Source organism: Veillonella fallax, assembly GCF_020687175.1.
In the GTDB taxonomy this organism is placed as follows: Bacteria; Bacillota; Negativicutes; order Veillonellales; family Veillonellaceae; genus Veillonella; species Veillonella fallax.
The window spans coordinates 168,950-192,515 of sequence record NZ_JAJEQD010000002.1 but is presented as its reverse complement, the minus strand read 5'-3'; the positions used below and the strand labels follow the sequence as shown (position 1 = coordinate 192,515).

Here is a 23,566-nt window from a genome sequence, read left to right as displayed (position 1 = left end):
CGAACACAGTAGTTAAGCTCATAAACGCCGAAAGTACTTGGCTGGAGACGGCCTGGGAGGATAGGAAGCCGCTGATTAACGAAAAGAAAAAGGTCTACCTAATGGTAGGCCTTTTTCTTTTTGCTAGTCTTCGACTAGCTAACCCTGCTAGAGACGCCTCCAGCCAAGGTTGTAGAGGTATTATCTATTTGAGTGTCCGTGTTAGACGGCCCTGGGAAAAGCAGGGCAGTAGAAGATGGAGGAGTGAAACGACGACAGATTCACTGCATCGCTTTCTTCCGAACGTAAGATTTACCGAGCTGCGGAGCAGAGAAGGGAAATCCACAGTGAGGATTGATAGGAAGTCGCGGCTAGTGGTAGTCAAAATCTTACAAAACGGTAACGCGGCACAACGTGCCAATGTTACCGAACCGTAAAGCAGTTGAGTAACTCCAAATAAAAGTAAATAAATTCCTTTATGTAGATATACCGTCCCAATGATCTGTAAACTAGTTGAGGTACTTTAAATTATGTAACCTATTTTAAATATAAAACCCCCCTATAAGCCACATTATTGTAGTTGATAGGGGTTCTTTTTATACTAAACTAATCTTTACTTGTTTATCTAAAGCAAATGCAATTTTACACATAGTGCTTAAACTTGTATTGGCACCCTTTTCTATACGAGCGATTGTAGACTGTGGAACACCAGATTTTTTTGCTAAATCACGTTGTGTTAGTCCTGCAGCTTCTCGTGCTTTTAGAACGGCTAATGCATTTTCTAATTTAGCTTTCTCTTCTAAATAGCTTTCTGTTAAGGCTGGATTATTTATATCTTTTTCAAATATCTTATCTAAAGTTTTTAGTGGCATAATATTCCTCCTCAAATTCTTGTTTTATCTGTTTAGCTTTTATTATTTCTTTCGTCGGTGTTTTTTGGGTTTTCTTAGTAAATCCATGTGTAATTATATATTGATTATTTCTAATGTGAAAATATAAGGCTCTTTGAATGTTCGAAGATATTTTTGATCGTATCTCGTATATTTCAGAATCCAATTTTTTTATCCATTCAAGTTGTATTGCTGGATGTATGCCTGCTTTTTCAATCATATCAATAGTGGCACGTAACTTATTTCTATCTTTAGTAGGGAGTGAGTTATAAAACTCTTCAAACTCGTTATGACCATTTGGCCTAGTATAAGATATAAACTTAGGTTTCTCCATTCCAATCCTTCTTTCTTCCATGATAGCATATATGCGTTCAAACCTCAATTTTAAAGTGACTGTTTATTAAAATTCTTATCTTTACTATATAAATAACTTAGTAGCTTTTTGTAGCTTAAAGAAATAATGAGCATAATCTTTTAGCTTGGTAATCACTATTCAAGTTTGAAGGTATTTAACTATTCCTAAAGATCTAGAAATAGGAGAAATCAAGTTATATCATTTATTGTTATTAGGTAGAAAATGCTGATTGTAATACGACCTATTTTTACTAAGTTTATAGATGTGTGATTAAGACATTTATGAGTTTTCAAAATGTTAATTTTATAGCTTAACCTATATATAATTAGCATTAATCAACGTGCTTCAGGATACATCTTTTCCTTATAGCTATGTTATACTAAGGTTTATACTATACTTTAATAGGAGGTTTTATGTCTAAAAAAATTGCAGTCCTCGTCAATGAGGATACAATGCAGCGCTGTTCTTGTGGCGGTTGTTTAAAAGCATTTATGAATAAAGCGGATTCCTTTGAGCGTTATGCAGATGAGGATATTGAGTTAGTAGGTTTCACACATAGTGGTGGCGATCTAGCTAAGAAAATTGAGTCTTTTAAGAAAAAAGGTGTTACTACGGTTCATCTTTCTACGTGTACTCGTGGTAAGAATGAAAATTATGAAAGTATCGCAGAGCAGTGTGCCGAGGCGGGCTTTGATGTAGTAGGTTATACCCATGGTGGTGCCGTTTCTAAAGATGGTAAAGAAGCGGTCGTACTTTCAGCTAAACCAGTAACATCAGATCAATAATCGTAACGATGAATCAATAGACAGTAATGACAGATGAATGATTGTTCCATTATTCATTCTATATTTACCATGAAGAGATACTATATACATAGTGTGTAAATCTAGTGTGATAATTTGTTTTATTACTATATGGTTAATCAATTCGAGAGGTTGAGAGAATGAACAAGAAACTTACAGCAGCTACGTTATCTGTGGCTATGGCAGCAACAATGGCGCCTGCTATTATGCAAACAGCACCTGTGAATGCGGCATCTAGTGCAGTACAAACATTGGCTGGTGGCGCTGTTGCTATGGCTTATGTATCTACTGCATTAAATAAAATGGATAACTCTGAACAAGGTCAACAAGAAAGCTTGGCACGTACTAAGGAGAAAACTGGTTACTTGAACGATAGTGCAGCGCAAGCACGCGTACAACGTATCCTGAAAACCTTAGAGGCTTCTCCTAGCGTAAAACGTTCTTATGTTGTCTATGCCAACCCTGATACAGAGTTTAATGCCTTTGCAACGCTTGGTCGCGTTATGTCTGTTAATAAAGGTGCTTTGGATACCCTTGATGATGATCAATTGGCCTATGTAATGGCCCATGAAATTGCTCATGGTGAGCATAAAGACATTATCAATGGTGCTAAAAAGCAAATCGGCCTTTCTACAGCTGTAGGTATTGCGGCGGGTGGTAGCGAAGGGGCCGCGTTATTATCTAACGTAGCAGGCAACTACTTGTCTAACCAAGTATTTACAATGAGCCAAGAAAAAGCAGCCGATGAACTAGGATTCAAGATTTTAAGCGAATCTCCATATAATGTGGGCGGTGCAGCTGGTTCTATGGCGGTTCTACGCAACAAGGTAGGGGAACACTATCGTGAAGGGCTTTCACAAGTAGTGGCACCTAACAACCATCCTAAGTTGTCTGATCGTGTAAATAACAATATTTCCCGCATGTACACATACTCTGGAAATCACGTAAACGTGTCTAATGGCGCTGTTTACGTCAATGGCGATAATATCTATAGCCCAGCAGGCAGTGGCCGCTATACAGGGGAAGAACGGGCGTATTACATGGCTGGTAAATTGGCACGGTTGTACCATAACAACCAAATTACACCAGGCTCTGCATCTTACAGCGGTGGTACTGTAACAGTAGCAGGCCAATCCATCGTATCTACGCCAAACTCTGACGTAGCATTACAAGTGGCGACAAACCTTAATAATGCCTTTGTTAAACCAGCAGGTGCGGCAGTTAATGCTAAAAACCCTGTGAAAGTGAAACAAGAGAAACCCAAAAAGGTAAAACAAGAAAAGGCTAAACCTGTGAAAGCAGAACAAGCTAAACCTGCTAAAGGTAAAGAAGTAAAACCTGTGACTAAGGCTTCTACAACAAAACATACTGCTAAAGCTACAAATCATTCAAACTCTACGAACAGTGGACGTAAAACAATCGATAGATAATTTAACTATTTAATTGTTCGATTGTTCATGTCGTATGCAAGACCGAGCTCAATGGGGCTCGGTCTTTTCTTTGTATCAATGATGATATCCCGTGTAGACCGCGCTTAGTTTCATACTGTATACTTAACATATAAATTATCCTTAAATCGTAAGTTGTAGATGAGAGAGGGCTGCTTATGAATCAGAAATCGAGCATACTTAAAGCCTTAAAATGGATTGTATTTAATTATGTCTTTTTAGGTATCCTTATAGTGATTGGTTTGGTTATTGCTATATCACCTGGATTATTAGGCGATGTTATACCAAGACATGGCACGGTAGGCAAATGGTTAGCCGCGAGGAACCAAATGGAGGTTGTAGATAATCAGGGGACGTCTATGACAGTACCTGATTATGTGGAACGTATCGTTACACTAGGGGAGAATACGGTCGATATTGTCGAATCTGCAGGTGGGGATTATTACATTGTCGCCAGTGATGGTTCTTCCTATGCAAGTTCGGTTAAGATTAATGGTCGCGTAGAGCAAACGGTAGATTCTATTAAGTCCTATGACCCACAGGTTGTAGTCGCATCTGATACGGTGCCACCGAGCTTTGTGGCTTCATTGCGGTCAGCAGGTATTCCTGTCTTTGTATATACAAAAAAGGACAGTTTAGATGGCATCATAAAGACAGCGCAATCGATGGCGAAGCTATTCCATGAGAAAGATCGGAGCAGCGCATTTTCCGGATATACTCGGATGGTTAAGAAATATGTAGAACCGCACCAAAATGATAAAAAGCCAGTTATTGCTTTGTATAATAGCAATCATGGCGTGTATCGGTCGGGCATTGTGCGGGACATGATTGAAACAGTACATGGTATAGATGGTGCTGGGAACCTTGTTATATTGGAAAGCGGCAAGGACCCTAATATGTTATCTGATGTTTGGTGGTATCGTGATCATAAAACGACGGTGGATATGACGAAATCGATGGGCACAAAAGCAGATTTAATCCGTATTAATCCTGATGTTATCTTTGTGCCGACACGCTATCTAGATAAGTTGCCTGAATACAAACAAGATGTAGAGGCCATTATGAAAGATCCGGATTTACAGAATATAACAGCTGTTAAAAAAGGCTATGTATATCCTATCCATGAAATGTCTTTGATGAGTTATTCCACAAAAACCTTTTCAGCGATGGAACAAATGGCAAAATGGCTCTATGGACCTAGCACCTATGAGGGTATTGTTAAATATAATGGTATATGAGGAGAGAGCATATGCAGTTAAAACGTTTATTAATCATATTAGCCGTCTTTGTAGGCGTATTAGTAGTGGCTATTATGGGCATGTATAAGTCTTGGAATGCTTTCACCAGTGGCGGAATCTTTGGCATGTTGAGCTCAAAGGGCATTTATAAGATGGTAGATGGCACGAGTGAGACGGTCATCCTTGATCATAAGGCAGAGCGCATCGTAGCAGTGGGGCCTAATGCAGCAGATCTTGTATCTGAACTAGCTGGTGATTCTATGGTGGCTAGCACTGCAGCACCGTACCAAACATCGAATGGTGTAAAGCAGCGCGTGGCGCCTAATGTGAAAGCTATTGAGGCATTAAAACCAGATATTGTAATTGTTGAAGATGACAATGGAGCTACAGACCTCGTTAGGCCTCTACGAGAAGCAGGTGTAAAGGTAGCACTGTTAAGAGCGCCTAAGACGGTAAACGAGGTAGAGGACCAAACAAAAGCAGTAGGTCAGCTATTGGGTCGTGAAGATAAGGTGGCAACGTTAGTTGGAACTATGATGAATTATATTCGGGATACAGAATCACTGCGCTTTGCTCGTCGTGATGAGCAAAAGAAGACCGTTGCCGTTTATAATGAAAATGGCCTATATGGGGCTCCAGATACACTGATTCAAGATATGCTCAAATATGTAAATGTAGACAATGCGGCCACTAAAGTCGGTGTGAAAAGGTCTTATGTAGGTAAAAAAGACGATCTTATCAAGGCTGACCCCGATGTTATCATCGTGCCGATGGACATAAAAGCAGCAGATTTTAATCGTGATGCGGTACTCAATAGCTACTACAATGATCCTACATTAGCAAACCTTAAAGCCATTAAAAATAAAAAGGTCGCTATTCTAGCTAATGAATCAATACTAGCTAAAACCTATCATATTGGTCGCGGTATTTACTTCATGGCACAAATGGTATATGAAAGATAAGAACATAAGTCTGTATTATAAAACTATAGATTTTCTATAGTAAAAGCACTATAATATTAGGTATCTATATATATCAATATATTAGTACTTTATCTTTGTAAAGAATAGAACTGCGGCTGTATGTTGTGGTTTTGTTACTTTTACAGTTAATATAGCCTCTCTATCGAGGCAGTTTCTTTTTTAGAGGAGTTGGATCTGAATGAAACAACCAGAATTGTCGCCGTATATGATGGCTCGAAAGCCATCTGGCATTCGCCTAGGACAAATTAAATTCTTGGAACGTAAGAACCCACCAATTTTGGTGAATGGTTCTATTGGTAATGTAATGCGTCCTATGCATCCCGCCATGCAGCGTCGGTTGTTCGATTTGGGCGGTGTGAATAGCCCGTTCCACACAGGCATTGTACCGTATGTACCAACTACAGGTACCGATGAATGCCGCGAAGCATTCCTTCATATTTTACGCAGCCAAGGCTTTGATACAACAGGACTTAATGTACTTGTAACAGACGGTGCATCCATGGCCATGGAAATTATCATGCTTGGCGTATGTGGTGGTGCTGGTGAAGAGGAACGTCCTCTATTAATGTTCAACCCATCCTATACAAACTATGATGCGGTAGGTCTTCGCATTGGTCGTAAAACAGTTACTGTGGAGCGTCAACTTAATGAAAATGGTGAATTTGAATTGCCATCCGTAGAAACTGTAGAACAACGTATCATCGATACAAAACCAGGTGCGTTGCTCATCATTCCTTACGATAACCCAACAGGTCAATTATTCAGTAAAGAAACTTTGATTGAATATACAAAATTATGTGTGAAACATAATTTGTGGATTATCTCTGACGAAGCCTATCGCGAATTGGCTTACGAAAAAGGGAAAGAAACATCTAGTATTTGGGCTTTAACTGATAAGGATGTGCCTGGCATTGAAGGCCGTCGTATTAGTCTTGAAACAGCTAGTAAGGTATGGAACGCTTGTGGCCTACGTATTGGTGCCATCATTACGGATAACAAATTATGCTATGAAAAATCTGTAGCCGAATATACAGCGAACCTTAGTGCTAATACATTAGGTCAATATATCTTTGGTGCTTTGGCTCATGAAAGCTATGCAGAGCTTCATAACTGGTATGAGCAACAACGTGATTACTACCGTCAAATGATTTTTGAACTTCACGAAGGATTCAAAGCGGTAGAACCTGATTTCATCGTATCTCGTCCAGAAGCGTCGATTTACTTCGTTATTGACGTACGCAAGGTAGCGAAACCTGGCTTTGACGGTGTGGAATTTGCCTCTTGGTGTGCTGAACACGGTGCTATTAGTCTTGATGATGGTAAAGAATACACACTCCTCATGGCTCCACTCAATGGTTTCTATAGCGGTAAAAAAGGTGAAGATAATCCAGGCAGAACACAATTACGCGTATCCTTCTGTGAAAACCCAGACCTATTGCGCTTGGCACCTGAATTATTATCTAAACTATTCAGAGCCTATGAAGCACAACGATAGAAGAAGTATAATTCTAATATAATAGATGCCCTCCTGTTGGAGGGCATTTTTAGTTGAACTATTGATTGCCATAATATTGTTAGTAAAATTAATAAAATAATGATAGAATTATGATATAAGGAGGTGTATATATTGATTAATATTAGACCTGTATCAGACTTGCGTAATAAATTTCCTGAAGTTGAAGAAACCGTTATTACAACAAATTCGCCTGTATTTTTAACTAAGAATGGATATGGAACTATGGTGTTAATGAGTATTGAACAATATTCAGCATTAACAGATCCTATTGAGTACGCCTTGGATGAAGCTGATTCTGCAGCAAAAGAAAGTAAAATTCGATACTCTGGTGCCGATGTATTTCGTCGCGTAAGGGAGAGAATCGATGGAGCGGAAATATAAACTTACGATTTTACCATTATTTGAAGAGGAGCTTAATCATATTGTTGATTATATAACTTATGTTCTGCATAATAGAGAAGCCGCTCATCAACTAATTACAGATATTGAGGCTGCTATATACACAAGATTAAGTTGTCCAGAATCTTTTGCCGTATATCCGAGTAAGAAACAACGTGAGTATCCATATTATAAAATTATAGTACGCAACTTTTATATCTTTTATGTAGTAATTGAAGATGTAATGGAGGTTCGTCATATTTACTATAATCGGCGAGATTTACAAAATATATTGAATGATTAAAAATAAAAAAGAGCTATAATCACATGTATTATAGCTCTTTTTCTTTTATCCCTAAGTATAGTGAATAAGGGAGAATTTTATTTTCTGTTTTCATCATAATCGGATCCCTTAGTATTGATTTCGGCAGCGAGTTGCTCGACAGGCACAGAGGTTTCCTCTGTTGTAGGATACGAAGTGTCTTCTAAGTTAAGCGTTTTTAATAATTTATCGATATCATCCGATTGAATGGATACCTCTTTATCATCCGATTGGATGGATACCTCTTTGTTATACCATTCGCCGAACTCACGAATTACTTTTTCGTTACGGCGGAAATAGGTATACTGATCAATCTTGCGAGACTCTACGAGTTCCGCATTTTCTAAGATGCTCATAAATGTAGAGATGGAAGATTGAGATACACCACAGCGCTTTTGAATACTCTTAACACTTACACTGTTAGGGAAATCGATAAGAGTTTTAGTGTGTACTTGTACACCAAATTCTTTCTCTGGTTGCTTTAGCCACAATATAATATCTAACCGATGTGGATTTGATAATGCTTTCAAGATTCTTAACGGGTCCATATGGCCTCCTCTGGTAATTCCAAAATAATGAGTGCCTAACCTTGACCGTGGTCTTGCATTATGCGGTCGTATTATACGCGTGTTGCTCCGTATAGGGTTTTTCCTACTTTTATCATACGCTACTTTTCCTTTGAAAGCTAGATAAACTTATAAATTTCACGAATTGATGAATTTTGTTGCACCTATTTATAATAGAAAGTATGCAATAGTATAAGTATATAATGAGTATATATACATCCTATAGATACATTTATAATATAAAATCGTAAAATATAGAATATATTCATTTTTCTGTGGTAATTTTTAAAGGTATTTTAGTTCTTAATAGAGAAATATATATACTATATGAACTTATGTAAGTCTAAGCTTTGATTTAAAGGAGCTGAGTATATGGCAATTGATCGCAATGAAACATTTGACGTTATCGTTGTTGGTGCAGGCCCAGCAGGCTCTGCGGCGGCGTTACGCCTCGCGGAGCAACGGGTAAAGGTTTTACTCATTGAACGCGGTACCGCACCAGGCGCTAAAAATATGATGGGTGGACGTATCTATACGCATTCTTTAGAACGGTTAGTACCGGACTTTAGAGACCGTGCCCCATTGGAACGTAAGGTAACAAAAGAACGCATTTCTATTGGCGCTGGCAATGAAATGACGACTATTGAATACAGCTACGAAGATGGACAACCTAACGAGGAATCCTACGTAGTATTACGCGCCAAATTCGATAAATGGCTCGCTGAAGAGGCTGAGAAAAAAGGGGCTCTTCTCGTATCCAATGTACAGGTAACAGATCTCATTACTGAAGGAGAAGGCAAAAAACAACGCGTTGTAGGCGTTCGGTGCCACGATGATGAAGTGTATGCAAAACTCGTTATCATCGCAGAAGGCTCCAATACATTATTATTGGAAAAGACTGGCCTCACAGCTCCTACAGATCCAAGTACAATGGCAGTAGGTGTAAAAGAGGTATATAAACTTAAGAAAGAAGATCTTGAAAATCGCCTCATGCTGTCTGGTGATGACGGTATGGCATGGCTAACTTTAGGCGATATGACCTCTGGCTTATTAGGCGGTGGTTTTATTTACACAAATAAAGATAGCCTTTCTGTAGGTATGGTTGTAGGCCTTGAAGATATTGGCAAAGCCGATCGTTCTGTAGACGATATGCTGTCAGCTTTCACAAGCCATCCAAGAATTGCACCATTATTGAAAAATGGCCAATTGAAAGAGCATAGTGCTCATCTTGTACCAGAAGGTGGCTATAAATCTATGCCTGAGTTGGGTGGTAATGGGTATGTTATCGTCGGTGATGCGGCACGTATGTGTATGAATCTTGGCTATACTATTCGTGGTATGGACCTTGCCATCGAGTCCGGTATGTGTGCAGCAGATGCGGTTAACGTAGCCTTGCGCGACGAAAATATGGACCGCGTAGCTAAGTTGTATGAACGTCAAATCAAGGCTTCTTGGTTACTGAAAGATTTGAAGCATTACAAGAATATGCCTAAATTCCTTGCTACACATCCGCGTATTTTCAATGAATACCCAGCATTTGTTAACAATTTGATGCGCGACGTATTCACTGTAAACGGTGATGGTGCAGTACCAATGATGAAAAAAATCATGCGCCGTGTCGGAGACATTGGCCTATTTACCTTGATTCGTGATGCTTGGAAAGGGGTGCGTTCCCTATGAAACTAGAAGAGCGTTTGGGCGCCAATAAATATTATGTAGATGAAACGTCTCCTCATATCCTTGTGGATGGCGCTGGTTTTAGCCACGAAGAGAAAATGAAACTCGTAAACGGCTGTCCTGCTGGTCTATATACATTACAAGAGAATGGCGATTTAGCCTTTGATTTCGCTGGTTGCTTAGAGTGTGGTACATGCCGCGTTCTTTGTGGTGAAACAATCGTAAAAACATGGAAATATCCGCGTAACGCTAAGGGCGTAGAATTTAGACAGGGGTGAGTGTATGGAGTTATTAGTATGTATCAAACAGGTTCCAGATACATCTGAGATTAAGCTGGATCCGGAAACAAATAATCTCATCCGCACAGGCTTGCCTAGCATTGTAAACCCTGACGATATGCATGCGTTAGAGGCGGCTCTTGCGGTGAAAGACCAATATGAAGGTAGTCGTGTAACCGTTTTATCCATGGGCCCTCCACAGGCTGAGGCCGCTCTTCGTGAGTGTTTGTCCCTTGGTGCCGATGATGCAGTACTCGTTACAGATCGCGCGTTCGGTGGTGCCGATACATTGGCTACTAGCTATACCATTGCGTCTGCCATCCGTCATATTCAACGGACTATGAACCGTCAGTTCCAAATCATTTTCTGTGGTAAACAGGCAATCGACGGCGATACGGCACAAGTAGGCCCTCAAATTGCAGAGGAACTCGGTATGGCACAAGCTACTTATGCTTGTGAATTATCTGTAGATCAAGCAGCTCAAAAAGCAGTGGTGAAACGACAACATGAAAATGGCTATGAAATCGTAGAGGTTCCATTGCCGTTATTGGTTACAGCCACAGCTGAGCTCAACGAGCCGCGCCAACCAGGTCTTTGGAGCTCTATTTATGCAAAACGTTATACCATTTCTCATATTACATTGCGTGATATGTCGCATATTGATGAAAGCCGTATCGGTCTTAACGGCTCCCCTACGCGGGTGCGCAAGGTATACCAACCACCTCTTCGTGGCAAGGTAGAAATGTTGCCATCCATCGAGGAAGGGGCTAAAAAGGTTCTTGAATTGGCTTATCATATTAAGCCTGAAAAATTTGCTCATTTATTGGTGCCAAATGATGCACCTGTTGATGTAGTTGAGGATAATGATGAGGGCGTAGATGTAAAAGATCCTGTACAACGGGCTGCATCTGTTGAAAGCGTGTCCCCTAGTGAGTTTAAGGCGGTAGCAGCTGCTAAAGGTGATGAAGGTTCTAAAGGAGGTGACCGGTAATGGCCGTAACAAATTTTGATGAATATAGAGACGTCTTTGTTGTAGCCGATACCATCGATGACGTGGTACATCCGGTTACGTATGAACTAATCGGTCAAGCTCGCCGCATTGCTAAGGAATTGGGCCAGCTAGTTCAAGTTATGCTCCTTGGTGAGCATGTTCAAACTGAAGCAGAGGAACTGGTAGCACATGGTGCTGATATTGTTCACGTTTTTGAAAGTCCCCTTTTGAAATACTACACAACGGATGGCTACACTAAGGTGTTAACAGACTTCTTTGAAGATCATAAGCCTAATATCCTCTTAATTGGTGCCACTAACAATGGCCGTGACTTGGCGCCTCGCATGTCTGGTCGTATGCAAAACGGCGTTGTTGCGGACTGTACAATCTTGACAGTAGATACAAATGAAGGCCTTGTTGAATGGACACGTCCTGCCTTGGGCGGCAATATTTTGGCGGAAATCATTTCTCCAAACCATCGTCCTCAAATGGGCTCTGTCCGTCCTAACGTATTTAAAAAACCTGAACGCATCGCAGATAGCTGGGGTCGTATCCAAATTGAACAATTTGACCTCAAGCCTGAAGACATTCGCATGAAGCGTCTCGACTTCATTCCATTCAGCAAAGATGGTTACAATATCCAAGAAGCAGATATCATCGTAGCTGGTGGTCGTGGTATGGGCTCCAAAGAAAACTTTGATAAGCTTTATGAACTAGCTGATGCTATCGGTGGCGTTGTAGGGGCTACACGCCCACTTGTGGAAAAAGGATGGATTGAATTGCCATATCAAGTAGGTCAAACAGGTAAAACTGTAAGTCCTAAACTATACTTGGCATTCGGTATCTCCGGCGCTATCCAACACGTGAGCGGCATCTCCGGTGCTGACACAATCGTGGCTATCAACAACGATCCAAACGCAGAAATCTTCCAACACGCTAACTACGGTATCGTGGGGGATTGCATGGAAGTGTTAAATGATATGTTGGCGCATCTGAAATAAAAGCTAGCGTATTTGAGCTCTATAAATTAAATTAAATAAAACAATAGGGATACCTATCCTCAGCCTTCATGGGTACGCGTAGCGCCCAAGGCGGCTTCGAATAGGTATCCCTATTTGCTTTCTAACTGTAGTAGAGCTCAAATATTTTGTCTTACATACAGATGCGCCAGCATATTATTCTAGGGAATAGTAGAAGGCTCTAAAGCGAGCTAAGTCGTTTTCAGAAAGGGTATCCTCTTTTTATTATCATATTCATAAATCCATAAGCCACTTTATGTATTCTTTTAAATCCTATCTGCACCGACATATCATTTAGGGGAAAAGGAGAGAATGCTACGCGTAGCGCCCAAGGCGGCTTCGAATAGGTATCCCTATTTGCTTTCTAGCTGTAGTAGAGCTCAAATATTTTGTCTTACATAGAGATGCGCCAGCATATCATTCTAGAGAATAGCAGAAGGCTCCAATGTATACACTATTTTTATAGATTATAGGGGGTAGGGTAGCGTTTTTTTATTTTCATAATGGTATAATGAACTTGATAGAATAAAACGGATTGATGATGAGGAGGCTTTTATGGCTCGTAATATTTTTGTCACTGGTGCAACGTCTGGTATTGGTCTTTGTATTGCTGAGACTTATGCAAAGCATGGCGATAATGTGTTGATTTCTGGTCGTCGTGCTGAGTTATTGGGCGAGGTACAGGCTCGTTTGTCTAAGGAATATGGCGTGCGTGTTGAGACGTTAGTTCTTGATGTGCGTAGTCGCGAGGATGTTGAAAGTAAGGTTCCTGCTGCTATCGAGGCTTTTGGTGGCGTCGATGTGCTCGTAAATAATGCGGGGCTTGCACAAGGGCTTGATCCTTTCCAAGATAGTGCCGTTGATGATGCGGTGACTATGATTGATACCAATGTGAAAGGCCTTTTATATGTAACAAAAGCAGTACTACCTTTTATGATTGATAAAAATGAAGGTCATATTGTAAATATGGGCTCTACGGCAGGCATTTATGCATATCCAGGTGGTGCTGTTTACTGCGCCACAAAGGCAGCTGTTAAGACATTAAGTGATGGCATTCGTATGGATACTATAGCTACAGATATTAAGGTTACCACCATTCAACCAGGCATCGTAGAAACTCCATTTAGTGAAGTACGCTTCCACGGTGATGCGGAACGAGCTAAATCTGTGTACGCTGGTATCGATGCCATCCAACCAGAGGATGTGGCCGATGTTGTACTATATGTAACGAACCAACCTAAACGCTTGCAAATCTCTGATGTGACAATCATGGCAAACCAACAAGCGGCAGGCTTTATGGTACATAAGAAATAGCTTAATACTTGATAGTTTGGGTAAAAGTAACTAGTCATATCATAGTTGATAAATGATTTTATTTACCTATATTAATAAAAACCGATATATGATGAATATTACTTGAATTCCCCAATTATTTAGGATATACTTATTAAGCGTGTTTTGATAAATATAATTTTGCAAAATGTATTTTGTGGAGTATATTATTATGACCTCAATACTAAAGAAATCTTTTTTGATGGCGTTAGCTTGCATCTGTATAGGTACCTATGGAGTTGTTAAGGGTCAAGATGCTATGGATGCACAAACTAAAGTTTCTGGCCCCTTAGAAATGTCTGTTGAAGCAGCTGTTCCTGGCGTTGTTATGCCAAGTCCTGTACATGTGTTCACCACTGTAGAAGCAGCGTCTGAATATATAGGGTTTAGACCTCAAATGCCAAAGCTGTTGCCAGTAGGATTTAATATTCAATCTGTCATTACTATTGAGAAAGACATTTTGCAGGTTGTGTACGTGTATGAACCCGGTATAGATCCGTACGTAAATAAGGCCGGTGGTGCTCTTATTTTTTATCGTACATCTACTACATTAAAAGGTGATATCAGCGATGACCGTAAGATTCATAAGGTTATAGAAACTGAACGTGTAGATGGTACAAAGGTTACTTTCAAAGGTGGTAAGAAAATGGTTTATCTTGCATCGTGGATGAAAGATGGACAAAATCACTCTTTAGAATTTCAGCGTCCCGTTACACGAGATATGGCGAAGGCTATTATCCGTAATATTGTTGAGGAAAAATCACATACAAAATAAATGTGTTTTTAATAATTTTTATGTTACGCGAAGGGAGATTATACCCATGGTCAAAAAATTTGTATTACTAGCAGTTGCGTGTGCTTGTGTAGGTTCTTACACTGTTGCTGGTGCACAAGGTACTTTAGATGTAAAACCAGATCCAGCTAAACCTGTAGTTGCAGAACAGGCAGCTCCAATGGTTGGTATGCCAAGCCCAATTCATGAATTTGCTACTATTGATGAAGCTGCTAAATACATGAATATTATGCCTCATCTACCTAAAGTATTACCTGTAGGCTATAATATTGAGTCTGTAAGCACAATCAATAAAGATGTTTTGCAAGTTGTGTATGTTTACCAAGCTGGTGAAGATTCTACTCGCAATCAAGCAGCAGGCAAACGTATTGTGTATCGTGTAGGTACTACAAAAGGTGATATCAGTGGTAATCATAAGGATTATCGCGTTACAGCTACAGAAAAGGTAAACGGTACAAAGGTTACGTTCAAAGGTGGCGAAAAAATGGTATACCTCGCTGGGTGGACAAAAGATGGTCAAAACCATGCGATGTACTTTGAACGCCCTGTAAATCGCGACATGGCAAAAGCGATCATTGCTAATACTGTAGCACCTACAGCACATACAGCATATACAAAATAATATAACAGTCCAGCCTAGTGGGATAGGCATGCGAGCTGTGGTGAAGCACTCGCATGGACACTGTAAGGGTTATATAAGAAGCGGCTCCTCTCATGAGGGGCCGTTTTTATGTTGGTATGCAAAACTTTCATAATGATAACGATTCTAAATACCCACATGGGTATATCTATCTAAGTATTACATTGATAGAATATAAATATAGCTATTTTGTGATAAAGAAGGCAGGTGATGTATTGTATCGATTAATACTACAGCGTTTGGCGAGTATTGTAGGTATTTTATTGGTTGTTACCATCGGTACATTTGTATTGATAAAATTATCTCCTATCGACCCCGTGTCGATGAAGTTTAATCTTGTAGGGGCTACACCAGATCCAGTTGTAGTTGCACAGATACGAGAGCAGTTAGGGCTCAATGACCCTTGGTGGCAACAATACCTACGTTGGTTAGGTCAAATTGTACAAGGGGACTTTGGTGAGTCTATACTTTATGCAGTGCCTGTGACCACGTTGTTGAAAGGGGCCCTACCAAATACATTGGGGCTCGTATCTTTAGCTCTTGTTATGGGGATAGTGGTGACCATACCGCTCGGTATGTTATCTGCAAAGTATCAAGACTCATGGATTGATCATGGAGTTCGTCTCGTTACATTCCTAGCATTAGCAATCCCTGGGTTCTGGGTCGGTTTATTATTACTGTACTTATTCGGTGTTAAATTACAGCTAGTGTCGGTAACGAATACCAATGGCTTTTCTGCCTATGTATTGCCCGCGGTAACCCTTGCTTTATGGATATGTGGTCTCTATATTCGTCGGTTGCGCAATGCTATTTTAGAAGTGTCGCGACAGCCCTTTGTACAGGGGGCGCGAGCATTAGGCTTGCCAGAATGGATGGTCTACACCCGTTACATATTCCCTCATGTGGGACTTATGTTGTTGCCTATGATGGGGGTAACTATGGGTGCTATGCTAGGTGGCTCTGCCGTTATTGAAACGGTATTCTCCATAAAAGGTATTGGTTACATGATGGTACAAGGCATTATGGCTCGCGATTATATTTTGATGCAAGGTTATATCATCTGGATTACCTTGGTGTTCATCGTAATTAATATCATCATTGATGTATTGAGTGTTTGGCTGAATCCGAAACGAAGAGCCGCTATAAAAGGAGGTTCTTATGAGTAGACAAAAGCCCTATACTTTATACGTTATGTTGGTATTAGCAGCTCTATGGATCGCATTTTTCTTATGCGCTCCCTATATAGCACCATTTGATCCTGAAACGACGAATATCGCGGACCGCTTACAAGATATTAGTAGTACCCATCTATTAGGTACTGACCAACTCGGTCGTGATGTGTGGTCTCGTATTTTGTACGGTGGTAAAGCCTCTTTAGGGATTGCTTTCACCATCATTGGCATTAGTGGGGCCATCGGTATCGCTATTGGTGGGTTAGCAGGATTCTCTACACCTCGCGTGGACCGTTGGTTATCTCGCTTGATTGATTTGGTACTAGGGTTTCCGAACATGGTGATTGCTATTGCTTTCATCGGTATTATGGGACCTAGCATAACGAATGTAATCATTTCCTTGTGCATTACGAAATGGGCGGAATATGCCCGTATCACTAGAGGCCTCGTACAGATTGAACGCCACGCGGAGTATATTACCTTTGCTCGTATGTCAGGTGCTTCAAATCTACGAATTCTGTGGCGTTATATTCTGCCGAATGTATTGCCACCGTTGGTGATTGTTATTATTCAACATCTAGGTGATGCCATCATTTTGGTAGCCAGTTTCTCACTCATAGGCATCGGTGTGCAACCGCCGGATCCAGAGTGGGGCGCTATCTTGTTGAGCTCCCGAGATTTTCTACAAACGGCGCCGTGGCTGCTAATTTACCCGGGGCTCGCTATTTTTATTACTGTTGTTTTATTTAACTATATTGGTGATGCGTTGCGCGATGCTCTCGATGTATCTCGCTAACCGCGCTGTGTATAGATGTTTATGTTGAAAGCCTCTTTCACAGAGGCGATGTTCAAAAAGGAGAAGTTATGAAACGTTGGTTATTAGCATGTCTAACTATGCTGTGCATGGTAGCTCTCTTGGTAGGTTGCGGAAGTGATACCGCTAAACAAGGCAAACAAGGGAAGCATATGAATGTTGGTTTGTATTGGTTTGGTGAAACATTAGACCCAACTCACGAGTGGGATGCGTGGACATTGACGCGTATCGGCGCTGGTGAAACATTGGCAACGGTAACACCAGATATGAAATTTGCTCCACAATTAGCAGACTCCTGGGAAAATGTGGACCCTACAACATGGAAATTCCACATCCGTGAAAATGTTAAATTCCACAATGGCACTCCAATGACGCCACAAAAGGTAAAAGAGTCCATCGAGTACACAATGAAACAAAGTGCTCGTTCTGCAAAAGCTGTTAAGATTGAATCTATCGCAGTAGATGGTCAAAACTTGATTATTAAAACAACAGAACCTAACGGCTCCTTATTGTCCAGCTTGACTGAACCAGCGTTCGTTATCATGGACACTGCAGATCTTAAAGATGTAGCATCTAAACCAGTTCTTACAGGTCCTTACAAAATCACTTCTTTCAAAAAAGGTGAAACAATTGAACTTGCAGCCTTCGCAGATTACTGGGGCGGCAAACCAGGTCTTGACTCTGTAACTGTAAAAGACATCGAAGACAATAACAAACGCGCTATGGCGTTGCAATCTAAAGACGTAGACGTAATTCAAAAAGTGGACTCTGCTAACCGCAGCTTGTTCAAAGACGGTTTCAATATTCAAGACGTTGCTGGCGTTCGTGTGTTTATGTTGAAAGCAAACAACACAGAAGCATCTCCATTACATGATAAAGCTGTGCGTTCCGCTATTGCTCATATTATTAACTATGATTCCATGGCTAAAATCATTGGCAATGGCTCTACACCAGGGGCGGCACCATTCCCTCCATCTGCCAACTTAGGCTATGATGCGATTGCTAATAAACCGATGACAGATGTAGCAAAAGCTGACCAAATCTTGACTCAAGCTGGTTACGCTAAGAATGCAAACGGCATGTATGCAAAAGATGGCAAAGAATTAGCGATTACTATTGCTATTTGGGGTAAAGACACAAGCTTATACGAAGAAATTCAACAAGAATTGAAAAAAGCGGGCATCAATGTAACACTAAAAAAACTACAAAGTCCTGATGAAGTAGATACACTTGGTACAGATGGTTTCGATTTAGTAGAACGCAATGTAGTGACTATGTCTACAAACGATCCTTACTGGTTCCTCAGCTTATTCTACAAAACTGGTGCGAAATCAAACGTTGGTGGCTACTCTAACCCTCAAGTAGATGCGTTAATCGACCAATTGTCCGTAACATTTGATCAAAACGAACGCTCTAATATTGCAAAACAAGCGCAACAAATCTTAGTTGATGACGTAGCAGATATCTATTTGTTGTATCCAAGTGCAACGGTTGTATCTACTACAAAAGTTAAAAATGTACCAGTACATCCAATCGATTACTACTTATTAACAAAGGATTCTACTATTGAATAAATCTGATTGTATCGTATTTGATAAGGTTACAATTTCATATGGTGCGGAAGAGGCGGTGCGTAATGTATCCTTCTCCGTGCCCAATGGTGAGGTCTTTGCCATCGTTGGTGAAAGCGGATCTGGTAAATCTACGTTAGTTCGTGCCGCTTTTGGCATGTTGAAACAAGCTACCATTAGCGGCCAAATTTTGCTAAACGGCATCGATGTTTCTTCTTTGAGTGATAGTGATTGGCGACAATTGCGGGGCACCAAGATTTCTATGATTTTTCAAAATCCTAGCGCCTATCTAAATCCAAATCGCACCGTAGAAAATCACTTTAAGGATTTGTTCCTTGCTCATGGTGAAAGCTATGAGGTCAGTCGCGTTATCAATATGTTACAGCTCGTTCACCTCACTGATGGCGAGCGTATCTTACAGTCCTATCCATTCCAATTGAGCGGTGGCATGCAGCAGCGATTAGCAATAGCTTTAAGCCTCATCTTGAAGCCGAGCATCGTATTTGCCGATGAACCAACTAGTGCTCTGGATATGCTCGTGCAAGCCTCTGTGCTAGACCTTTTAAAAGAGGTAACACAAGCCCTTGGTGCAACAGTTGTTATCGTAACGCATAACATCAAGGCTGCCGGACATATCGCTAATAGCATTGGTGTAATGCATAAAGGCCAGCTCGTTGAAGTGGGGGCGACGGAAGATATTATGAACCATCCAAAAGACGAGTATACGCGCGTATTATTAGATTCCGTAATGAAAGTGGTGTAGTATGATTCAAGTTGAGCATTTATGTAAACAATATACAAACCACCATCATACGGTTCGTGCTGTTGATGATGTATCTTTTTCTGTAGCGGAGAATGAACGGGTAGGTATTGCTGGTGGTAGTGGTTCTGGTAAAAGTACATTGCTTAGGATGATTGCCATGCTAGAAAAACCTACATCTGGCATCTTGCGACTCTTTGGTGAGGAAATCCATTCCATTCAGAATCATACAGAAATATATCGCTCTATGCAGATGATGTTCCAAAATCCCTTGGCGGTGATTCCACTGAGGATGAACTTAGAAGCATTTCTCTTAGAGCCGTATATCAACTATGGGCTTATGGATATAGCCGCTGCAAAGGAAGATATCCGCAAATGGATGCAACGAGTAGACTTGCCAGAAAATATGGTGTATAAATACCCTCACGAAGTCAGCGGTGGTCAGCTACAACGTGTCGTATTGGCACGGATCATGTTGATGAACCCCAAGCTAGTACTCTTTGACGAACCTACATCAGCCCTTGATGCGGTGAATCAAAAACTAGTGTTAGACCTATTACAAAAACTCCATTCGGAACAACCCTTCGGCTACGTATTCGTCAGCCATGACATCGGACTATTACAAGCCGTAACAGACCGAATCATCGTTATGAAAGATGGGCAAATCGTAGAGACTATCGAATCAAAACGACTTAAAGAAGCGGTACACCCATATACAAAAGCACTTGTGGAAGCAAGTTTATAAAGAAATGCCCCTGTTTCAAACAGGGGCTTTTTTGTATAAAAAAGTGGTTATCTACAATGTGTAGATAACCACTCAATAGGTAATATTCTGTTTATAGTATTATACAATTTCTGCTTTCAAATCGATAATTTTTTTACATGCTACGCATGCATCACAGTCACAGAATTCAGCGCCTTCAGCTTTGATGTCTTTAGCGTGTTGTAATAGGTTAGCTGCGCCTTCTTCGCCAAGGCTTTGTATAGCACGTTCAGAGCGTGCATAGTCGATTACTTCGTCGATAAGTGCAATGTTTTGTTCTGCTACGGATACGAGCTGTTTTGTAAGTTCTGCTTGTTTTTCTGTGCCCTCTGCATCGAACCAAGATTGAGCGAATTCTTTTACAGTTGGATTGCTTTTTGGCGCATCTAATAAAGCTTGTACGAGTTGTGATAATTGTGTATGTGTCATGATAATCTCCTTAATATAACTAGTAAATATAAGTTTGAAAAGATGCACTTACTATCATATGAACACCTGTTCATTTTATAAGTTCATTATAGCACCTACAGTTATTTTGAATAGTAGAATGATTTACGATAGATACTATCAAATGTGATAGATTTATGATGATAACTGGTATAAATTTTTTGGGGAATAGAAAAGAGGAATGCTTTCACATTCCTCTTAAGCTTAGTTAGAATAAATCTGAGTGGCTGCCCGTGCGAGTTAAAGATAATACTAATATGTCATCTTTAATTGCATAAATTAGAAGCCAATCTGGCTCGACATGTAACTCTATAAATCCTCAATCATTTCTTTTACATTAGCATATGATTTTGCTTTTATTTTTCCTGCTAATATATCTTTCGTTTCTTGAATAGCAGCTTCTGTTTCTGCATTATAACGAGGTTGTTTAGGTTGAAATGGGAATCCGCCTTCCATTAGTGATGTGTGGAGAAAAATATTAATCGCATCAGTTACGGATATGCCAAAGCTAGCATATAGTGCTTCTAATTGTGCTTTTACAGCTGGCTCGATACGCAAACTGATAGAGGCCGTTTTAGCCATAGTATCACCTCCTGTTACTTATATTGTAATGCAAATGCTATATAATTGCAATCTTATAAGTGCGAATTGCAAGCATAATACATATCTTTTCCTGGACGAAAAATATTTCTGAATATAAGAATATTAGCTTTTTAGGTGATATAATTAATTTACTATATGTTGTTTATGGGCTTTGCATCTATTGGTTCTATATAAGTTTTTATATTGATATCAAGAAACAACGTAAAACTTTTAGCAAGCGATATATATAAAATGGCTCCTTATAAGGGAGCCATTTTATATATATTCTTATGCAATTTCCACTTTCAAATCAATAATATTTTTAGCAGCTACACAGCCAGGGCAGTCGCAGAATTCTGCACCTTCTGCTTTGATATCTTTAGCGTGTTGTAATAGGTTAGCAGCGCCTTCTTTGCCAAGGATTTGTGTAGCAAGTTCAGATCCTGCAAAGCCGATTGTTTCATCGATAAGCGCAATATTTTGTTCTGCTACGGATACGAGTTGTTTTGTAAGTTCCTCTTGTTTAGGTGTACCTTCTGCATTAATCCAAGATTGAGCGAATTCCTTTACTGTCTCATTGCTTGTAGGTGCATCTAATAAAGCTTGTACGAGTTGTGTTAATTGTGTATGTGTCATGATAATCTCCTTGATATAACTACTAAATATGGGTTTGGAAAGATGCACTTAGTATCATATGAGCACCTGTTCCTTTTGTTAAGTTCATTATAGCACCTACAATAATTTTGAATAGTAGAATGATTTGCGATAGATACTATCAAATGTGATAGATTTGTGATAAATGCAGGTGAAAAAATTTGATTTAGTTTATAAACAAATGAAGACTGCTGTTTTAAATAGCAGTCCTCTTGCTTTAAATAGTCGGAGATTTAATTATACTTTTATAAAATAATTTGAACGAGGGGATTCATATAATATATATCGTGATAAGGCTCTGTTATATTAAATGAATTTATTTAACTCGGATGTCCAATTTTTAGGTAACTTCATTTTACGAGTGACTTCAGAAAAAAGACTTGAAGGCAATTCATGTTCTAATTTATTTAATTCATCTAATAGTCGATGGAGTAATTGTTTATAGTCTCTCTTAGTTAGGAATAGTCGTAGGAGTAAGATAATATCAAAAATGCCGCCTTGGAATGCTGGTGTTGAGATGCCTATATAAAAGAAACTCGTTTGAATCGGTTTTCCATTCTTATTTTTAGCATAGTAGTCATAGAGTCGATCTTCATGTGCACAAACATTACGAAATGCTTTTATACAGTTTATTGCACTAATAAAATCTTTTAAATAATTTTGATGAATGATTTTGCTTGCTGCTATATTATTGGAATTGTTTTTGAACTCATAGAGCACTGCTTTTAAAATTTCTATTTGGGTGGATTCTTTTAAATTATAAAGAAGACTACATGTTTGCCCTAGGGTTAGCTTAGTTATTAGTACCCATAAGGGAAGTTCTTTATGTTCATTAAAGTAGTGGTAAAAGGGTCCTGACTTAGTGTTGGAATCAGTGTTTTGCTTAGTTACCGATGATAGCGTTGCAATTAGTGAAGTCGTTTGCTGGTGGTTAGTATCTCTATAATTATTGATATTAAAATAGCTGAATGCTTCTTTTGGATGTTCTGAGGAGAATTGATAGGCAATTTTGGATTTTATAGAGTTTTCTGTCATAAGAATATACTTCATGAGTATATTCCTTAAGTTTCTATCGAATTCATATAGGGCATATATTTGTTCAAAAGTAGTTCCATTTTTATAGTAATCATCTTGCCGTTTCTTGCTTTCGACTGTATCTAAAAATATATGTTTGTAACCATTAATTAATTGGTAGTAGTTTTCTCTAATTAATATGGCCTTTGCTTTACTGCCATTAGTAATAAGAATGTTACGCTTACGGAGCATTTTTAGTTGCTGATTATGAGTTTGGAATGGTTTTGCCATAAAGTTCATCCCCCCAATAAAAAGAGGCGAAGTAATCCGCAGATTGCTTCGCCTCCGTAATGTTCCCTCAGGTCCATTACTAACTCTTTGTATAGTTACTATAACAAATATTGCAATCTGTTGTCAATGTATGTTGTAATCCCTAATTAAAGTGCTGATATCTTATTTGTATTATACTACAAACATATGTACCTAGCTAGAGGGAGCGGTGGTATAGTAGTATTTTTACGGACTTTAATGATAAAATTTAGATGTTAAGTAAAAATTCTAATTTTGTATATGATTAATAG

27 protein-coding genes are annotated in these 23,566 nt (G+C 39.6%); 19 read left to right on the top strand and 8 right to left on the bottom strand.

The features are described 5' to 3' along the window. Nucleotides 1-575: 575 nt before the first annotated feature. Both LKD20_RS01740 and LKD20_RS01735 read right to left on the bottom strand, forming a co-directional pair. Nucleotides 576-851 (bottom strand): helix-turn-helix domain-containing protein, encoded by a 276-nt coding sequence (locus tag LKD20_RS01740; protein WP_129823486.1) that lies wholly within the window; start codon nt 849-851, stop codon nt 576-578. After that, complete coding sequence (locus LKD20_RS01735) at nt 829-1,203, bottom strand: type II toxin-antitoxin system RelE/ParE family toxin (protein ID WP_227720697.1); 375 nt, start codon at nt 1,201-1,203, stop codon at nt 829-831. The genes LKD20_RS01740 and LKD20_RS01735 overlap by 23 nt, the downstream gene beginning before the upstream one ends. 434 nt (nt 1,204-1,637) lie before the next feature. On the opposite strand from LKD20_RS01735, the gene LKD20_RS01730 reads away from it, so the two are divergent. The 7 genes from LKD20_RS01730 to LKD20_RS01700 all read left to right on the top strand — a co-directional run bounded on the left by LKD20_RS01730 (nt 1,638) and on the right by LKD20_RS01700 (nt 7,894). Continuing rightward, on the top strand, nt 1,638-2,009 hold the full coding sequence (locus LKD20_RS01730) for a CGGC domain-containing protein (RefSeq protein WP_156719321.1): 372 nt from the start codon (nt 1,638-1,640) through the stop codon (nt 2,007-2,009). A gap of 158 nt (nt 2,010-2,167) precedes the next feature. Then, nucleotides 2,168-3,457 (top strand): M48 family metallopeptidase, encoded by a 1,290-nt coding sequence (locus LKD20_RS01725; RefSeq protein ID WP_227720696.1) that lies wholly within the window; start codon nt 2,168-2,170, stop codon nt 3,455-3,457. 176 nt (nt 3,458-3,633) lie between these two features. Further along, nucleotides 3,634-4,713 carry an ABC transporter substrate-binding protein gene (locus tag LKD20_RS01720; RefSeq protein WP_227720695.1) on the top strand — a complete coding sequence of 360 codons (1,080 nt, stop codon included), beginning with the start codon at nt 3,634-3,636 and terminating at the stop codon, nt 4,711-4,713. A gap of 11 nt (nt 4,714-4,724) precedes the next feature. Next, nucleotides 4,725-5,675: an ABC transporter substrate-binding protein gene (locus LKD20_RS01715; protein ID WP_227720694.1), complete on the top strand. Its 951-nt coding sequence runs from the start codon at nt 4,725-4,727 to the stop codon at nt 5,673-5,675. Between the two features lie 199 nt (nt 5,676-5,874). Then, complete coding sequence (locus tag LKD20_RS01710) at nt 5,875-7,191, top strand: pyridoxal phosphate-dependent aminotransferase (protein WP_227720693.1); 1,317 nt, start codon at nt 5,875-5,877, stop codon at nt 7,189-7,191. 123 nt (nt 7,192-7,314) lie between these two features. Next, nucleotides 7,315-7,593, top strand: coding sequence for a type II toxin-antitoxin system Phd/YefM family antitoxin (locus LKD20_RS01705; protein WP_005387370.1), 279 nt, complete (start codon nt 7,315-7,317; stop codon nt 7,591-7,593). Further along, nucleotides 7,577-7,894 (top strand): type II toxin-antitoxin system RelE/ParE family toxin, encoded by a 318-nt coding sequence (locus LKD20_RS01700; RefSeq protein WP_005387372.1) that lies wholly within the window; start codon nt 7,577-7,579, stop codon nt 7,892-7,894. The genes LKD20_RS01705 and LKD20_RS01700 overlap by 17 nt, the downstream gene beginning before the upstream one ends. Before the next feature lie 77 nt (nt 7,895-7,971). Here the strand turns inward: LKD20_RS01700 and LKD20_RS01695 are convergent, their stop codons facing one another. After that, nucleotides 7,972-8,460, bottom strand: coding sequence for an ArsR/SmtB family transcription factor (locus tag LKD20_RS01695; RefSeq protein WP_005387374.1), 489 nt, complete (start codon nt 8,458-8,460; stop codon nt 7,972-7,974). Between the two features lie 390 nt (nt 8,461-8,850). On the opposite strand from LKD20_RS01695, the gene LKD20_RS01690 reads away from it, so the two are divergent. The 12 genes from LKD20_RS01690 to LKD20_RS01635 all read left to right on the top strand — a co-directional run bounded on the left by LKD20_RS01690 (nt 8,851) and on the right by LKD20_RS01635 (nt 20,270). Next, nucleotides 8,851-10,158 (top strand): FAD-dependent oxidoreductase, encoded by a 1,308-nt coding sequence (locus tag LKD20_RS01690; protein WP_005387376.1) that lies wholly within the window; start codon nt 8,851-8,853, stop codon nt 10,156-10,158. Further along, a complete protein-coding gene (locus tag LKD20_RS01685) occupies nt 10,155-10,433 on the top strand; it encodes a ferredoxin family protein (RefSeq protein WP_005387378.1) in 279 nt (92 codons plus the stop codon). Before LKD20_RS01690 ends, LKD20_RS01685 begins: the two co-directional genes overlap by 4 nt. Nucleotides 10,434-10,437: 4 nt before the next feature. Further along, nucleotides 10,438-11,424: an electron transfer flavoprotein subunit beta/FixA family protein gene (locus LKD20_RS01680; protein WP_227720692.1), complete on the top strand. Its 987-nt coding sequence runs from the start codon at nt 10,438-10,440 to the stop codon at nt 11,422-11,424. Then, a complete protein-coding gene (locus LKD20_RS01675) occupies nt 11,424-12,425 on the top strand; it encodes an electron transfer flavoprotein subunit alpha/FixB family protein (protein WP_005387381.1) in 1,002 nt (333 codons plus the stop codon). The genes LKD20_RS01680 and LKD20_RS01675 overlap by 1 nt, the downstream gene beginning before the upstream one ends. A gap of 573 nt (nt 12,426-12,998) precedes the next feature. Beyond that, nucleotides 12,999-13,757 carry an SDR family NAD(P)-dependent oxidoreductase gene (locus LKD20_RS01670; protein ID WP_005387383.1) on the top strand — a complete coding sequence of 253 codons (759 nt, stop codon included), beginning with the start codon at nt 12,999-13,001 and terminating at the stop codon, nt 13,755-13,757. Nucleotides 13,758-13,947: 190 nt separating this feature from the next. Beyond that, nucleotides 13,948-14,550 carry a hypothetical protein gene (locus tag LKD20_RS01665; protein ID WP_227720691.1) on the top strand — a complete coding sequence of 201 codons (603 nt, stop codon included), beginning with the start codon at nt 13,948-13,950 and terminating at the stop codon, nt 14,548-14,550. Between the two features lie 46 nt (nt 14,551-14,596). Continuing rightward, the gene (locus tag LKD20_RS01660; protein ID WP_129823506.1) at nt 14,597-15,190 is read left to right on the top strand and encodes a hypothetical protein; all 594 of its coding nucleotides are present in this window, start codon (nt 14,597-14,599) and stop codon (nt 15,188-15,190) included. A 233-nt stretch (nt 15,191-15,423) separates the two neighbouring features. Beyond that, nucleotides 15,424-16,374, top strand: coding sequence for an ABC transporter permease (locus tag LKD20_RS01655; protein WP_227720690.1), 951 nt, complete (start codon nt 15,424-15,426; stop codon nt 16,372-16,374). Further along, complete coding sequence (locus LKD20_RS01650) at nt 16,367-17,176, top strand: ABC transporter permease (RefSeq protein ID WP_227720689.1); 810 nt, start codon at nt 16,367-16,369, stop codon at nt 17,174-17,176. Before LKD20_RS01655 ends, LKD20_RS01650 begins: the two co-directional genes overlap by 8 nt. A 68-nt stretch (nt 17,177-17,244) precedes the next feature. Continuing rightward, nucleotides 17,245-18,768 carry an ABC transporter substrate-binding protein gene (locus tag LKD20_RS01645; protein ID WP_227720688.1) on the top strand — a complete coding sequence of 508 codons (1,524 nt, stop codon included), beginning with the start codon at nt 17,245-17,247 and terminating at the stop codon, nt 18,766-18,768. After that, nucleotides 18,761-19,528, top strand: coding sequence for an ABC transporter ATP-binding protein (locus LKD20_RS01640; RefSeq protein ID WP_227720687.1), 768 nt, complete (start codon nt 18,761-18,763; stop codon nt 19,526-19,528). Before LKD20_RS01645 ends, LKD20_RS01640 begins: the two co-directional genes overlap by 8 nt. A 1-nt stretch (nt 19,529) precedes the next feature. After that, the gene (locus LKD20_RS01635) at nt 19,530-20,270 is read left to right on the top strand and encodes an ABC transporter ATP-binding protein (RefSeq protein ID WP_227720686.1); all 741 of its coding nucleotides are present in this window, start codon (nt 19,530-19,532) and stop codon (nt 20,268-20,270) included. Between the two features lie 99 nt (nt 20,271-20,369). Here the strand turns inward: LKD20_RS01635 and LKD20_RS01630 are convergent, their stop codons facing one another. From LKD20_RS01630 to LKD20_RS01610, 5 genes are all read right to left on the bottom strand, one after another. Next, on the bottom strand, nt 20,370-20,717 hold the full coding sequence (locus LKD20_RS01630) for a hypothetical protein (protein WP_227720685.1): 348 nt from the start codon (nt 20,715-20,717) through the stop codon (nt 20,370-20,372). A gap of 226 nt (nt 20,718-20,943) precedes the next feature. Beyond that, nucleotides 20,944-21,006 (bottom strand): hypothetical protein, encoded by a 63-nt coding sequence (locus LKD20_RS09635; protein WP_432049323.1) that lies wholly within the window; start codon nt 21,004-21,006, stop codon nt 20,944-20,946. Between the two features lie 38 nt (nt 21,007-21,044). Further along, nucleotides 21,045-21,317, bottom strand: coding sequence for a type II toxin-antitoxin system RelB/DinJ family antitoxin (locus LKD20_RS01620; protein ID WP_038125280.1), 273 nt, complete (start codon nt 21,315-21,317; stop codon nt 21,045-21,047). A 288-nt stretch (nt 21,318-21,605) separates the two neighbouring features. Next, nucleotides 21,606-21,953: a hypothetical protein gene (locus tag LKD20_RS01615; protein WP_227720684.1), complete on the bottom strand. Its 348-nt coding sequence runs from the start codon at nt 21,951-21,953 to the stop codon at nt 21,606-21,608. A 324-nt stretch (nt 21,954-22,277) separates the two neighbouring features. Next, a complete protein-coding gene (locus LKD20_RS01610; protein WP_227720683.1) occupies nt 22,278-23,276 on the bottom strand; it encodes an Abi family protein in 999 nt (332 codons plus the stop codon). Between the last annotated feature and the right edge of the window lie 290 nt (nt 23,277-23,566).